The organism is Pantoea sp. X-Soil-YNGN-775, from assembly GCF_059730575.1.
Genome location: NZ_AP035945.1, coordinates 2239758 through 2253901 on the forward strand (window position 1 = coordinate 2239758; position 14144 = coordinate 2253901).

The following is a 14144-nucleotide window of genomic DNA, read 5'->3' on the forward strand; positions in this document are numbered from 1 at the left end:
TGATGCTCATGGCCCAGCAATTTGTTGGACAATTCAGACGCAAGCGTTTGCTGATTGCGCTGGCAATCGCCACCGTGGTACTGATTCTGACGCTGGCATTTCGTTATATTGAAGAGAAGTCGCGTATTGAACAGCAGGCGATGGATTTCGCCGATAAAGCGATTATGCGGTTTGACCGGATGTTTTCACCGCTGGATGTTTCCGCTAATAACACGCTCGGGCTGGTCGGCGTGCCCTGCCGCGACGTGCGTTTTCCGCTGATTGAGAAAATTTCCGCGCTGCAAACGGTGCGCGCCATTCTGCTGGTCGATAATGACGCGATCTACTGTTCCAGTATCTTTGGTCCGCGTGCGATCCCGTTTAGCGAGACCTATCCCGAACTGGCCTTTACCGGTCAGCGCATGACGCTCGCCACCGACAATTACCTGTTAAAAGGGTCGCCGGTATTATTACTCTGGACGCCAAGAAGCCTGGATAATCGCTCCGGTATTTTGCAGGTAATTAACATCGAAATGATGAGTAATTATCTGCTGGAACCGCAGTTGCCGTGGGTGGAACGGGCGGTCTTCAACGTCAACGGCGAAAGCCTGGAGTATGGCAATCCGCTGATTGAACCGACGCTGCCGTCGGAAGATGAGGTGAGTTACTATCAGGCCTCGCTGCGTTATCCCTACACCCTGACGCTGTACGGTCCCTCCCCAGCCCGGCTGGCCATGCACACGCTGCCCTCACAGCTGCCGCTGGCGCTTCTGCTCAGCCTGCTGATGGGCTATATCGTCTGGCTGGCGACCGCCAACCGCATGAGCCTGAGCTGGCAAATCAGCTACGGCATCACCGCTAACGAGTTCATGGTCTACTGCCAGCCGCTGATTAACGCCAGAAGCGGCCAGTGCGATGGTATTGAGCTGCTGCTGCGCTGGCATAATGCGCGTCAGGGCTGGGTGGCACCCGATGTGTTTATTCCGCTGGCCGAACGACAGAATCTGATTAAGCCGCTGACCCGCTTCGTGCTGAATGAAGTGGTAAAGCAGCTCCCTCACCTGCCGGCGTGTCCGGGTTTCCATATCGCTATTAACGTTGCCGCCAGCCATTTCCGCGACCGCGCGATTTTGCAGGATCTGCAGAACCTCTGGTGGCCGGCCAATCCGGTGCCGAAGCTGGTGGTTGAGTTAACTGAACGCGACGCCCTGCCGGTGGTCGATCAGTCGGTTATCGCCCAGCTGCATGAGATTGGCGTGCAGCTGGCGATTGATGATTTTGGCACCGGCCACAGCTCGCTCTCCTACCTGAAGGATTTAAAGCCCGACGTCCTGAAGATCGACAAAATCTTTACCGCCGCCATCGGTACCGATGCGATTAACGCCACTGTTACCGACATGGTCATTTCACTGGCGCAGCGCCTGAATATCAGTCTGGTGGCGGAAGGAGTTGAAACCGCAGAACAGGCCGCCTATCTGCGCGGGCGCGGCGTCGATCATCTGCAGGGCTATTATTATGCCCGCCCGATGCCGATCGGCGATTTCCCTGGCTGGCTGGCAAAGCACAAGCCGGACGTTGAACCGTTCCCCACCTGACCGCAGATGATGCATCGGTGGTAACGTCAGGCTAAAAAAAAGCCGCTGCATCAGGGCAGCGGCGTTCTACAACCTCAGACAATCAGTGGGCGACTCAGCCGCCCGCTATTTGCCTGCCACGCCTTAGCGTTCTTCCTCTTCATCCTGCGGCTGATCTTTGGTAACCCGCACCAGATCGATACGGTAATCGGTCGCTTCGATAATCTGAAAGTGCAGCGGCGTGATATCAATCACCTCTCCCGGCTGCGGCAACTGCCCTTTCTGGGCAATCAGCAGGCCCGCCAGCGAGGCGTGATCTTCATCCGGATCAACCAGCTGATGGAAGTCGAGCAGTTGTTGCAGCGAGTGCAAATCGGTGCCGCCTTTCACTAACCAGCCGTCGCCATCGGCGATGATATCCGGCGTTTCATCCTCATCCGGGAATTCACCGGCGATCGCTTCCAGCACGTCAAGTGGCGTAATCAAACCCTGCACCACGCCAAATTCGTTGGTGACGATAACAAAACTGCCTTTGGCACGACGCAGCACGCCGAGCAGATTGATCGGGTCCAGCGTTTCCGGCACCACAATGGTCGGGGTATTGGCGGCAAAGGTCGCTACATCAACGCCGTGTTCCAGCGCCACCAGCAGCTCTTTCGCCCGCACCACGCCGACAATTTCGTCCAGCTCACCGCGACAGACCGGGAACAGGCTGTGCGGCGTATCCAGCAGCTGAATACGAATCTCATCGACCGGACGGTTGGCATCCACCCACGAGATTTCACCGCGTGGCGTCATAATGCTGCGAATCGAACGGGACGCCAGCGTCAGCACGCCATTAATCATATAGCGCTCTTCATCTTTAAACGCTTCCTGCGGCATCGCTTCAGTCAACGCGGACTCTTCATTACTGCTGCTGTTAGCCGTCTGGGCGCGATTGCGGCCGCCCATCAGCCGCAGGATCGCTTCGGCAGTACGCTCACGCATCGGTCGATGCGACTGATGTCGGATAAAGTTTCGACGGGCAATCTGGTTAAACAGCTCAATCAGGATCGAGAAGCCGATCGCCGCGTAGAGATAACCTTTCGGAATATGGAAACCAAAGCCTTCGGCCACCAGCGACAGACCAATCATCAACAGGAAGCTCAGACAGAGCACCACCACCGTTGGATGTGCATTAACAAAGTTGGTTAACGGCTTAGAGGCCAGCAGCATCACACCCATTGCAATCACTACGGCGGTCATCATCACCGGCAGATGGTTCACCATGCCGACCGCGGTAATGACCGCATCAAGTGAGAACACCGCATCCAGCACCACAATCTGCGTCACCACCGCCCAGAAACTGGCGTAACCCCGGTTGCCGGAACCATCCAGCTGACGGTTCTCCAGCCTTTCATGCAGCTCCATGGTGGCCTTGAATAACAGGAACAGACCACCCGCCAGCAGAATTAAATCTCGTCCGGCAAAGCTGAAATCACCTACGCTGAATAGGGGCGTGGTGAGCGTCACCATCCACGAGATCAGCGACAGCAGGCCCAGACGCATCACCAGCGCCAGCGACAGGCCGATCAGACGCGCTTTATCACGCTGCTTCGGCGGCAGTTTGTCCGCCAGGATGGCGATGAAGACCAGGTTATCGATGCCCAGCACGATTTCCAGCACCACAAGCGTCAGTAAACCCGCCCAGATTGAGGGGTCGAATAGAAATTCCATTAATGACTCCTGAACGAGGAACAGTGTGAACCGATGCGTGTCAGCGCGTTAAAGCGTGACAGAGTGACGATCGGGGAAGCAGTGAATACGCCGTCAGGCGAAGGATGACGCGCCAGCAGGCGCAAAGAACAGGTTAAGCGACGTCGGTGACGATCCATATAGTTGGGCTGAGGCCCGTTACTCCTGAATAATAAACAGATCGTTAATGTATCAGGTCGCGCTTTGGCGTCAAAAAATTTTCTTATTTTTACAATCTGTCATTCAAATGACGGAGCGCAATAAATTGCAGGTTCGGTTAATCAGGCTGCGAATAGCAGACAGCCATCACATAATTTATTTTTTCGATCACTAAAATAAATCGCGACTTTACGGCCTTATCGCAGTTACCCGATGATTTTTCGGCACTATCCGGATGATTCGGTAAACAGAATTTTCACAAAACCGAAGCGATAACTTATACGGTTCATTGACTCAGATGAGTTTCTCAAGCGAACGGAGGTAGCAAGTGACCATTGCGATTGTAATTGGTACACATGGCTGGGCAGCGGAACAACTGCTAAAGACAGCAGAAATGCTGTTGGGCGAGCAGGAAAATGTCGGATGGATCGACTTTGTGCCCGGCGAAAATGCAGAAACGCTGATTGAAAAGTACCAGGCGCGGCTGGCGGAACTCGATACCGCCCAGGGTGTGCTGTTTTTGGTCGATACCTGGGGAGGCAGTCCGTTTAACGCGGCCAGCCGCATCGTGGTGGATAAGCCCGATTATGATGTGGTGGCGGGCGTCAATATCCCGATGCTGGTCGAAACCCTGATGGCGCGCGACGACAACCCCAGTTTTGATCAGCTGATTGCGGTGGCGGTCGAAACCGGCCGTGAAGGGGTTAAAGCCCTGAAGGCCAAAGAGGCTGCGCCTGAGCCGGTTGCGGCGGCAAAACCGGTGGCTGCTCCGGCGCAGCCGGCGAAACCGATGGCACCGGGTGACCACATGAAAATCGGCCTGGCCCGTATCGATGACCGCCTGATCCATGGTCAGGTCGCGACACGCTGGACCAAGGAAACCAACGTTCAGCGCATTATCGTGGTCAGTGATGAGGTGGCTAACGATCACGTGCGTAAAACCCTGCTGACGCAGGTTGCGCCGCCGGGCGTAACCGCGCACGTAGTCGATGTCGATAAGATGGTACGGGTGTGGAATAACCCGAAATATGGTCAGGATCGGGTGATGCTGCTGTTTACCAACCCGACCGATGTGCTGCGGGTGGTGGAACAGGGCGTCGATATTAAAACCGTCAATATCGGCGGCATGGCTTTCCGCCAGGGCAAAACTCAGGTGAACAACGCCGTCTCGGTCGATGAAAAAGATATTGCGGCGTTTCGCAAATTAAATGAGCGCAATATTGAACTGGAAGTCCGCAAGGTTTCCAGCGACCAGAAACTGAAAATGATGGACCTGATTGCGAAGGTTAATTCGTAACGGCGTGCCGTCTGCGCCTGCTTTGCCAGGCTCATTTTCGTTATCCTGCTGAGGACAAGAAGTATGATGGAAATAACCTCGCTACAAATCATTTTGATCTTTATTGTCGCCTGTATTGCCGGTATGGGGTCGATCCTGGATGAGTTCCAGTTTCACCGCCCGCTGGTCGCCTGTACCCTGATTGGTGCGGTGCTGGGTGATATGAAAACCGGGATTATCATCGGCGGTACGCTGGAGATGATCGCACTGGGCTGGATGAACATCGGTGCGGCTGTCGCCCCGGATGCGGCGCTGGCTTCAATCATCTCAACCATTCTGGTCATCGCGGGCGGTCAAAGCGTCGGTGCCGGTATTGCGCTGGCGATTCCGCTGGCGGCAGCCGGTCAGGTGCTGACCATTATCGTTCGTACTATCACCGTGGCGTTTCAGCACGCGGCCGATAAAGCGGCCGAGAAAGGCAACCTGACCGCGATCTCCTGGATTCACGTCTCTGCCCTGCTGCTACAGGCGATGCGTATCGCCATTCCGGCGCTGATTGTGGCGATTTCGGTCGGCACCAGTGCGGTTCACGCCTTACTCAGTTCGATTCCGGATGTGGTCACCAACGGCCTCAACATCGCCGGCGGCATGATCGTGGTAGTCGGTTATGCGATGGTCATCAATATGATGCGCGCAGGCTACCTGATGCCGTTCTTCTATCTGGGCTTCGTCACCGCTGCCTTCACCGACTTCAACCTGGTCGCGCTCGGCGTGATCGGTGTGGTAATGGCGGTGCTCTACATCCAGCTCAGTCCGAAATATAACCGGGTCGCGGGTGCGCCTGCAGGTCCTGCCAGCGCTAACGATCTCGATAACGAACTCGATTAAGGAACAGGTGAGAACATGGTTGATATTACCAAAGTCGAAAAGAAACTAACGCCGGGCGACGTACGTGCTGTCTTTATGCGCTCCAACCTGTTTCAGGGATCGTGGAACTTTGAACGTATGCAGGCGCTGGGTTTCTGTTTCTCAATGGTGCCGGTGATCCGCCGTCTCTATCCGGAGAACAATGACGAACGCAAACAGGCGATCAAGCGTCACCTCGAGTTCTTCAACACCCACCCTTATGTGGCAGCGCCGGTACTGGGCGTCACCATGGCGATGGAAGAGCAGCGTGCCAACGGTGCAGCGATTGATGATGGTGCGATTAACGGCATTAAAGTCGGTTTAATGGGCCCGCTGGCCGGTGTCGGTGACCCGATTTTCTGGGGCACGGTTCGTCCGGTGTTTGCCGCACTGGGTGCTGGCATCGCCATGAGCGGCAGCCTGCTGGGTCCGCTGCTGTTCTTCGTGCTGTTTAACCTGGCGCGTCTGCTGACCCGTTACTACGGTGTGGCGTATGGCTATCGCAAAGGAATCGATATCGTTAGCGATATGGGCGGCGGCTTCCTGCAAAAACTGACGGAGGGCGCCTCAATACTGGGCCTGTTTGTCATGGGGGCGCTGGTCAACAAGTGGACCCACGTCAACATCCCGCTGGTGGTGTCGCGCATTACCGATTCAACCGGCAAAACCACCGTTACCACAGTACAGTCGATTCTCGATCAGCTGATGCCGGGTGTGGTCCCGCTGCTACTGACCTTCGCCTGTATGTGGCTGCTGCGCCGTAAGGTCAATGCGCTGTGGATCATCGTTGGCTTCTTCGCCATCGGTATCTTCGGTTACTGGATTGGTCTGCTCGGACTGTAATACTCTGAGGTCGGGAGCACAGGCTCCCGACTTTTTTGTGCTGAGCGTGGTGAGCTGAGCCCTGACGGGCTGATCTCACCCTGTTTGAGGAGGTTCCATGTCATTGACCGACATGTTGATAGCAGGCTGTATTGCCGCCCTGCTGCTGTTTGCGATTTACGATGAGGCGATTCTGCCGCGTCGTCATGGGCCGACCCGTTTGCGGGTGACACTGCAGCGGCGGCATAAAATCGACAGCCTGATTTTCATCGGCCTGCTGCTGATTCTGCTGTGGAATAACGTCACCCATCATGGCCCGCAGCTCACTACCTCGCTGCTGATGGTGTTGAGTTTTCTCGCCTTCTGGCTCTTCTGGTTGCGTCGGCCAAAGCTGCTGATGAAAAACAACGGCTTGTTTTATGCCGGCATCTGGATCGATTACCGGCGGATCCAGGGGATGAACCTCTCGGAAGATGGCATTCTGGTGATTCAGCTTGAACAGCGCCGGCTGTTAATCGCGGTGCAGCAGCTTGACGATCTGGAACGCATCTATAACACCCTGGTGGAGGCGCGTTAGTCGCGCTGCCACAGCGTCAGGGTAAAATCGGCGTCGCAGTTGAACAGTTCGCTCTGCTGCAGGGTTTGCCAGACTTCGTCACGCGCCCGCCAGGCAAAAGGGGTCATCTGTAACAGCGTGACGGCCGCGGCCCCGGTCAGTGCCATCGGGTAACGCAGCGAATGCCGGGCAATCTGGTGAAATTCGGGATAGGTTTTTTGCTCCGCTGCGTGTAACTGCACCTCACGGTAGATCAGTGCCTTAAACTGCTGCAGATGGTGCGGACCGGGCGTCACGGTGAGCACGATGCCGCCGGGCTTGAGTACCCGCGCCAGCTCCGCTTCATTACAGGGTGCGTAAATCCGCACTATTGCATCCAGCGACTGGCTGGCAAAGGGTAAACGCTGGCTGGAGGCAACGCAGAACAGCACCTCAGCGTAGCGCTTCGCCGCCAGCCGGATCGCCATTCTGGCAACGTCCAGACCATAAACCTGTCCCGTCTCGCTGTTGGCTGCGGCCAGCGCCGCCGTGTAGTAGCCTTCGCCACAGCCAATATCAAGAATCTGGCTGCCCGGCCGGGAGAGCGCCGCGTCCAGCAGGCTGACTACCCGATCGCGCAGCGGCTGATAGTAGCCCGCCTCGAGGAATTCGCGCCGTGCCTGCATCATCTCCGCGCTGTCACCCGGCTCCCGTGAGCGTTTATGCTGAACGGGCAGCAAATTGACGTAGCCCTCTTTCGCCTGATCAAACTGATGACGATTTTCGCAGCGCCAGCTGCGTGCAGTCAGGACGAGAGGAGTATGGCAAAGGGGGCAGATCAACGACATGAGGGGCTCCGGCAGCAGGTAACGCGGCGCAGTGTACCCTTAACGTTTGCGCATCGGAAGCATAAAGAAAGCCCCGGCTAATTAGCCAGGGCTTTAAGATTCCGTGTCGAGGTGCAGAGCACCGAGTCGGAGTCGAATCAGATTGCAGTAACGTTTACTGCAGCCGGGCCTTTCTGGCCGTCCTGAATTTCGAACTCAACGCTTTGGCCTTCGGCCAGGGTTTTGAAACCATTGCCCTGGATAGCGGAGAAGTGTACGAACACATCTTTGCTACCGTCAGCAGGAGTAATGAAGCCAAAACCTTTAGACTCGTTGAACCACTTAACCTGACCTTTAATCTTTGCCATTTTGCAAATTCCTTTGAATGTTTATTTAGCCCGAAGGCTGACCTACAGAGAAACCAGAGACGTTACTGAATGAGGCACTAATTAAGGTTCGGCAAGGAAGCGGTATTCAACGTCAACGTCTTTACTCGTAACTTCTTTACTGAAGATGCCATGCATAAACAGAACTGTACCTCGTTTAACCCACGAATTGTTATCACATATCCTCAAAATAATGGCAAGCCATTTTTAAACGTAAAGAGAAGCTTTGCGCACAATTGCCAGAGTGCTCACAATGAATGTTCCGTTTGGTTCACAAGTCGCCTATTTCTGCCCGCTGAAATAAAGCGTTTCGCTATTCCGCACCGCGCGATGGCGGGCCTAGCCACCGGCATCACTGTGCTTCGCCACCATTAAGTCAATGGATGACATAAGAAATTAATATTTCACAAATATGGCAAAAGCGAAAAGAATAAACGAAGCGGCAAGCGTATAGAGATGATTAACGCAGCGCCAATCCTGTACAACACACTTTATTAAGTACAAAAATAAAAGCACTTTGCACCAAAAACAGGAGCAATAGCTCAGGGTTGCTCCAAATAAAAGCAGCGGTTAGGAATTTGCTTATTAAGAATTTTGCTTTTGAACTGAAAAATTGATGTCAGATAAAACAGAGTCTGATTTAAATCATTCCACTCGCTTTAGGATTATTCCTGGTCTGTATTATCCAGCCCCCGACTTTCCCCTATTCGCCAGGCCGTAAACCGGAGGTTATCCTCCCCTGCCCGCTGTAGCGCCTGCTCAAGTTCGGCCGGCGGCGCGTCCAGCGATTCATCCGCCAGTTCGAACACCCCCCAGTGGATCGGTACCGTCAGCGGCCTGCCTGCCTCACGCCATAATTCTACCGCCTGATCCGGGTCCATATGCTGACTGGCCATAAACCATTTGGGTGCCCAGGCCCCAATCGGTAAGGCGGCGAGATTGAACGGGCCGAGCCGGGTCACCACCTCGCGTAAATTCTCGCTGAAGCCACTATCGCCCGAAAACCAGAAGCGCAGCCTGGGCGATCGCACCACCCAGCCGCACCACAGTGAACGGTTTCGATCGCGCGGAGAGCGCATGCTCCAGTGACGTGCCGGCACCGCATCGATACAGAGATCGTCGAGCCGGAGCGACTGCCACCAGTCCAGTTGCTCCACCCTGGCGACACCCTGACGGGTGAACCAGCTGGCCAGACCGAGCGGGACAATAAACCTCGCCTCGGGAAAGTGGCGGACAATCTGCTTTACCGTCGGCCTGTCAAGATGGTCGTAATGGTTGTGCGATACCAGCACCAGATCGAGCCGCGGCAGATCGCGGATAGTCAGCGGAGCCGGGGTTTTACGCTGCGGGCCGGCAAACGGCAACGGCGATGCCCGTGAAGATAAGGCCGGATCGATCAGAATATAGCGCTGGTTAAGCCGCAGTAGCAGAGCAGCATGTCCCAGCCACCAGACGCGGTCATCGCTGCCGCTCAGATCGGCCGGCTGCCACCACTGCGCGGTAAAGGCTGCATAACCTTCCCGGGGCGGTAATGGCAGCCCCTGCGCTTTACGCTCGCGCCGCCAGCGTTGCAGATCGCCCGGCTGACGGAGATCGGGTTCAGGATTGCGGAAGCCTTCAGGCGTGTGATGCGTTTTACTGCTGTCGTACCACGGGTTTTTCCAGGCCATCCAGCCTCCATGCGGGGATTAACGTTCCGGTATCAGGCGGATAAAATCACGTTTGTCCTGATCTTCATCGCTCTTTTTGGTTTCCGCGCCAGGCTGCGCCTCAACCAGACGACGTAACAGAATAGTCTGTTTTTTCTGCTCTTCCAGCAGCGATTCGAGTAACTGAATCTGTTCACCGGCCCGCACGCTGGCCCGGTTTACAAAGAACCAGACAATAAAGGCCACAATCAAAATAATCACCAGCAGACCATAGCTGACCAGTGGTCCCGAATTTGCGGCTAACTCATTCATAACTGCCTCATAAACCTTAGTGGAATGTCCCAAACGCTGTAACCGCTCATTCTACCCTTAGCCCTGGCAAAAGATAATGGGGTTAGCATCAATGCAGAATTTACCGTTTCAGTTATCTCTGATCGATCCCGCGGGAAAAGCGAGGCATGCTGGTACAATCATGGCCAGCAGCAATACGTGGAGCGCTGCGTTATCTGTCACAAGGAGACAAAATGAAACTGTTTATTCGGGCGATTGGGTTACTGGCAGTGATCTGGCTGGCAATGCTTTTTACCGGCTACGGCGTGTTAACCGGCAGCACTAAAAATGCCGCAGGGCTGGGTCTGCAATGCAGTTACCTTACCGCACGTGGCCTTATCAGCGCACAATACCTGCATACTGACAGTGGCGTGGTCGGGGTGACCGATTGTCCGTTACTGAAGAAGAGCGGAGAAGTGATCGATAATTAAATTCTCATTCAGCGGGCGCAGTGGCCCGCTGTTTTCAGAATTCGTAGTGATGAAAGCCCATTTCCGCTGACAGGGTTCGGGCTGCGCGATGCAGCATCGCCACATAATCCTGACGGGCGTCTTCCGAGAATCGAATGGTCGGGAATGAGATGCTCAGTCCGGCGATGACCACACCAAAGCGGTCAAATACCGGCACCGCGATGCAGCGTAATCCCTCTTCCTGCTCTTCGTTATCTTCGCCGTAACCCTGAATTTTAACCTGATCCAGCGCCTCCAGCAGCGCCTCCGCGCTGACCAGCGTATTGGCGGTGCTGCGCTTAAATTCAACGTCCCGCAGGATCTCTTTCACTTCCTGGCGATCGCGCCAGGCGAGCAGCACTTTACCAATCGCGGTGGTGTGCAGCGGGTTACGCCGCCCGATGCGGGAATACATGCGCAGGTTATACAGCGAATCGATTTTATGGATGTAGACAATGCTGTCCTCTTCCAGCGCGCCGAGGTGAATCGTCTCTTTGGTCAGACGCGATAACTCGCGCATCTGCACATCCGCGCTGCGGATCAGATCGACGTTCTGCAACGCTTTTGCACCCAGCTCAAACAGTTTCAGGGTCAGCGAGTACTTCTCACTCTCCCCTTCCTGGGTCACGTAACCCAGCGACTTCATGGTTTGCAAAAAGCGGTAAACGGTACTTTTTGACATCATCACGCGTTGCGCGAGCTCGGTAATACCGTGGTCGCGCTCTTCGCCCAGTGCCTGCAAAATACCGAACACTTTAAGGACCGAGGAGACTGAATCGGGCTGTTTGTCATTTTCAGCAGAGGACATCGCGCACCTTGTTAAACCTGTTTCAAAAAAAATGGAACGGACTGTCAGTATAGAGCGAGGCTGACGGCGGCGGCAATGCTTTACGTCGCCCTGGGCGGTTTATCCCGCTGAACCGTGACCGGAACAGCGCCTGACGCGAATCCTGCGCGCCAGCTCAGGCGGCGGGTAATCCGCCACGTCTATGGCAACGCCAGCGATGCGCCACTTCCGGGCGCAGCCAGCGCAGGCTGTTGCGGTCATCGACCGGGCTAAGACATATTTTAAGACAACTTTTTGTCGTCGCCTGCGCTGCTTTTTGGCGACAATTTCATTAGCATGATGATATTCACCCTCTTTAGTAAATACACCATGTCACTCACTTCTCCGCAGGACGGACTGCCGGTCGCCCAGCGCTACCGGGCCATTCTGACTATCGCTCTCGGCATCACCATGGCGGTGCTGGATGGCGCAATTGCCAACGTGGCGCTGCCGACCATTGCACGTGAACTGAATGCCAGCCCGGCAGAGTCAGTGTGGATCGTTAACGCCTACCAGATTGCTATTATCGTCTCGCTGCTGTCGCTGTCGTTTCTTGGCGATATGCTGGGTTATCGTCGGGTGTATCAGGCTGGCCTGGCGCTGTTTATCGCCACCTCGCTGTTTTGCGCCCTCTCCACCTCACTTAACATGCTGACCTTCGCCCGGGTGTTACAGGGCTTTGGCGGCGCGGCGCTGATGAGCGTTAATACGGCGCTGATACGCATTATCTATCCGCAGCGTTACCTTGGCCGGGGTATGGCGATCAACTCGCTGATTGTGGCGGTATCAACCGCGGCTGGACCGACGGTAGCGGCGGCGATTCTGTCGGTGGCCAGCTGGAAATGGCTGTTCCTGATCAACGTCCCTCTCGGGGCGATTGCGCTATGGCTGGCGCTGAGAACCCTGCCGGACAACCCGCAAAAAGCGACCGCCCAGAGGTTCGATATTCCCAGCGCCATCATGAATGCACTGTTTTTTGGTCTGCTGATTTCCGCCCTGAGCGGTTTTGCTCAGGGTCAGAATGGCTGGCTGGTGCTGGCAGAGTTGCTGGCGTTGCTGGTGGTCGGCTGGTTCTTTATTCGCCGTCAGCTGAATATGGCGGTGCCGCTGCTGCCGGTGGATCTGCTGCGCATTCCGATTTTCAGCCTGTCGATGGGCACCTCGGTCTGCTCGTTCTGCGCGCAGATGCTGGCGATGGTGTCGCTGCCATTCTTCCTGCAGAACGTGCTGGGCCGTGATGAGGTCACCACCGGCTTGCTGCTGACGCCCTGGCCGCTGGCGACCATGGTATTCGCGCCGATTGCCGGCCGGTTAATTGAGCGGGTCCATGCCGGGCTGCTGGGCGGTATTGGTCTGGCGATGTTTGCTGCCGGGCTGTTTCTATTGGCGCTGTTGCCGGCCCAGCCGGGCGATGGCGATATTATCTGGCGGATGATGCTGTGCGGCGCCGGCTTTGGCCTGTTCCAGTCACCGAATAATCACACCATCATCACCTCTGCACCGCGTCACCGCAGCGGCGGTGCCAGTGGCATGCTCGGCACCGCCCGTCTGCTGGGCCAGAGCGTCGGCGCGGCGCTGGTGGCGCTGATGTTCAATCTGTTTGACCAGAGCGGCACCCACGCCTCACTGCTGCTGGCGGGTGGCTTCTCGACGGTGGCAGCGATTGTCAGCCTGTCCCGCATGACCCAGAGCCGCGCCACAGCCTGATCGCAGCCATAAAAAAAGGCGACCACACAGGTCGCCTTTCTGCTGTTATCTCGCTTACTTCAGATACTGACCGCTGCGCAGCGCTTCAATACGTTTGTCTAACGGCGGGTGCGACATAAACAGCTCGCTGAACGACTTGCCTTTACCGTTAATACAGAACGCCATCATGCTGCTCGGTTCCTGCGGTTCGTAGCTGGTTTTCAGCCGCTGTAACGCCGCAATCATCTTCTCACGGCCTACCAGCTTCGCAGAGCCTGCGTCGGCATGGAATTCGCGATGACGTGAAAACCACATGGTGATGATGCTGGCAAGAATACCAAACACCAGTTCCAGCACCATCGACACCGCAAAATAGACCAGCGGATTGCCGTTGCTGCTCTCTTCGCCATCACGGTTGCCGGACATAAAGCCCGCCGCAATTTGTGCCAGAATGCGTGAAACAAAGATCACGAAGGTGTTCACGATACCCTGAATCAGCGTCATGGTAATCATGTCGCCGTTGGCGATGTGCGACACTTCGTGTGCCAGTACCGCTTCCGCTTCGTCACGACTCATGTTCTGCAGTAAGCCGGTTGAAACGGCCACCAGCGAGGCATCACGCCGGGCACCGGTCGCAAAGGCGTTGATGTCGGGTGCGTGATAGATCGCAACCTGCGGCATCGCAATCCCGGCCTGCTGCGCCTGACGTCCAATGGTATCCACCAGCCAGCGCTCCGTTTCATTACGTGGCTGTTCAATCACTTCACCGCCAACCGAGCGCAGTGCCATCCACTTCGACATCAGCAGTGAAACAAACGCACCGCCGAAGCCAAACAGACCCGCCATGATCATCAGGCCCTGAACACTGCTTGACTGGATCCCTGTCAGGCTGAGAATCAGCCCGAATACCAACATCACAGCCAGGTTGGTCATCAGGAAAAGAGCAATACGCATCATATTTGTTAATCTTCCTCAGTGGTTCACGCGCTTATGCGCGGATACATAT

The 14144-nt window shown here is 55.7% G+C and carries 15 protein-coding genes; 7 read left to right on the plus strand and 8 right to left on the minus strand.

The annotated features are described in order from the left end of the window. The first annotated feature begins 2 nt into the window (after positions 1–2). Positions 3–1574 (plus strand): cyclic di-3',5'-guanosine monophosphate phosphodiesterase PdeD, encoded by a 1572-nt coding sequence (pdeD, locus tag AC6I8I_RS10600; RefSeq protein ID WP_312757197.1) that lies wholly within the window; start codon positions 3–5, stop codon positions 1572–1574. A gap of 123 nt (positions 1575–1697) precedes the next feature. Here the strand turns inward: pdeD and AC6I8I_RS10605 are convergent, their stop codons facing one another. Further along, a complete protein-coding gene (locus tag AC6I8I_RS10605) occupies positions 1698–3269 on the minus strand; it encodes a TerC family protein (protein WP_031374632.1) in 1572 nt (523 codons plus the stop codon). 505 nt (positions 3270–3774) lie between these two features. Here AC6I8I_RS10605 and manX point away from each other — a divergent pair. From manX to AC6I8I_RS10625, 4 genes are all read left to right on the plus strand, one after another. Further along, positions 3775–4743: a PTS mannose transporter subunit IIAB gene (manX, locus tag AC6I8I_RS10610; RefSeq protein WP_312055767.1), complete on the plus strand. Its 969-nt coding sequence runs from the start codon at positions 3775–3777 to the stop codon at positions 4741–4743. A gap of 66 nt (positions 4744–4809) precedes the next feature. Beyond that, a complete protein-coding gene (locus tag AC6I8I_RS10615; protein ID WP_094120018.1) occupies positions 4810–5610 on the plus strand; it encodes a PTS mannose/fructose/sorbose transporter subunit IIC in 801 nt (266 codons plus the stop codon). A 15-nt stretch (positions 5611–5625) separates the two neighbouring features. Then, the gene (locus tag AC6I8I_RS10620; RefSeq protein WP_031374635.1) at positions 5626–6471 is read left to right on the plus strand and encodes a PTS mannose transporter subunit IID; all 846 of its coding nucleotides are present in this window, start codon (positions 5626–5628) and stop codon (positions 6469–6471) included. Between the two features lie 97 nt (positions 6472–6568). Next, complete coding sequence (locus AC6I8I_RS10625; RefSeq protein ID WP_497827817.1) at positions 6569–7027, plus strand: DUF986 family protein; 459 nt, start codon at positions 6569–6571, stop codon at positions 7025–7027. On the opposite strand, the gene rlmA is transcribed toward AC6I8I_RS10625, so the two are convergent. The 5 genes from rlmA to AC6I8I_RS10650 all read right to left on the minus strand — a co-directional run bounded on the left by rlmA (position 7024) and on the right by AC6I8I_RS10650 (position 10159). Further along, complete coding sequence (gene rlmA / locus AC6I8I_RS10630) at positions 7024–7833, minus strand: 23S rRNA (guanine(745)-N(1))-methyltransferase (protein WP_497820222.1); 810 nt, start codon at positions 7831–7833, stop codon at positions 7024–7026. The two genes, AC6I8I_RS10625 and rlmA, sit on opposite strands and share 4 nt — an antisense overlap. Before the next feature lie 137 nt (positions 7834–7970). After that, positions 7971–8180, minus strand: coding sequence for a transcription antiterminator/RNA stability regulator CspE (cspE, locus tag AC6I8I_RS10635; protein WP_003852684.1), 210 nt, complete (start codon positions 8178–8180; stop codon positions 7971–7973). 81 nt (positions 8181–8261) lie between these two features. Beyond that, on the minus strand, positions 8262–8336 hold the full coding sequence (locus AC6I8I_RS10640) for a DUF2627 domain-containing protein (RefSeq protein WP_143811575.1): 75 nt from the start codon (positions 8334–8336) through the stop codon (positions 8262–8264). A gap of 527 nt (positions 8337–8863) precedes the next feature. Next, the gene (locus tag AC6I8I_RS10645; RefSeq protein ID WP_497827818.1) at positions 8864–9868 is read right to left on the minus strand and encodes an MBL fold metallo-hydrolase; all 1005 of its coding nucleotides are present in this window, start codon (positions 9866–9868) and stop codon (positions 8864–8866) included. A gap of 18 nt (positions 9869–9886) precedes the next feature. Then, the gene (locus tag AC6I8I_RS10650; RefSeq protein ID WP_312055763.1) at positions 9887–10159 is read right to left on the minus strand and encodes a YebO family protein; all 273 of its coding nucleotides are present in this window, start codon (positions 10157–10159) and stop codon (positions 9887–9889) included. A 212-nt stretch (positions 10160–10371) separates the two neighbouring features. Here AC6I8I_RS10650 and AC6I8I_RS10655 point away from each other — a divergent pair, with 212 nt between their 5' ends. After that, positions 10372–10608, plus strand: a complete 237-nt coding sequence (locus AC6I8I_RS10655; protein WP_069728558.1) for a YobH family protein — start codon at positions 10372–10374, stop codon at positions 10606–10608. A 34-nt stretch (positions 10609–10642) separates the two neighbouring features. Here AC6I8I_RS10655 and kdgR read toward each other — a convergent pair whose 3' ends face one another. After that, the gene (kdgR, locus tag AC6I8I_RS10660; protein WP_031374641.1) at positions 10643–11434 is read right to left on the minus strand and encodes a DNA-binding transcriptional regulator KdgR; all 792 of its coding nucleotides are present in this window, start codon (positions 11432–11434) and stop codon (positions 10643–10645) included. Positions 11435–11782: 348 nt separating this feature from the next. Here kdgR and AC6I8I_RS10665 point away from each other — a divergent pair, with 348 nt between their 5' ends. Beyond that, complete coding sequence (locus tag AC6I8I_RS10665) at positions 11783–13159, plus strand: MFS transporter (RefSeq protein WP_312757205.1); 1377 nt, start codon at positions 11783–11785, stop codon at positions 13157–13159. 54 nt (positions 13160–13213) lie between these two features. Here the strand turns inward: AC6I8I_RS10665 and htpX are convergent, their stop codons facing one another. After that, on the minus strand, positions 13214–14095 hold the full coding sequence (htpX, locus tag AC6I8I_RS10670; protein WP_031374643.1) for a protease HtpX: 882 nt from the start codon (positions 14093–14095) through the stop codon (positions 13214–13216). Positions 14096–14144: the final 49 nt, after the last annotated feature.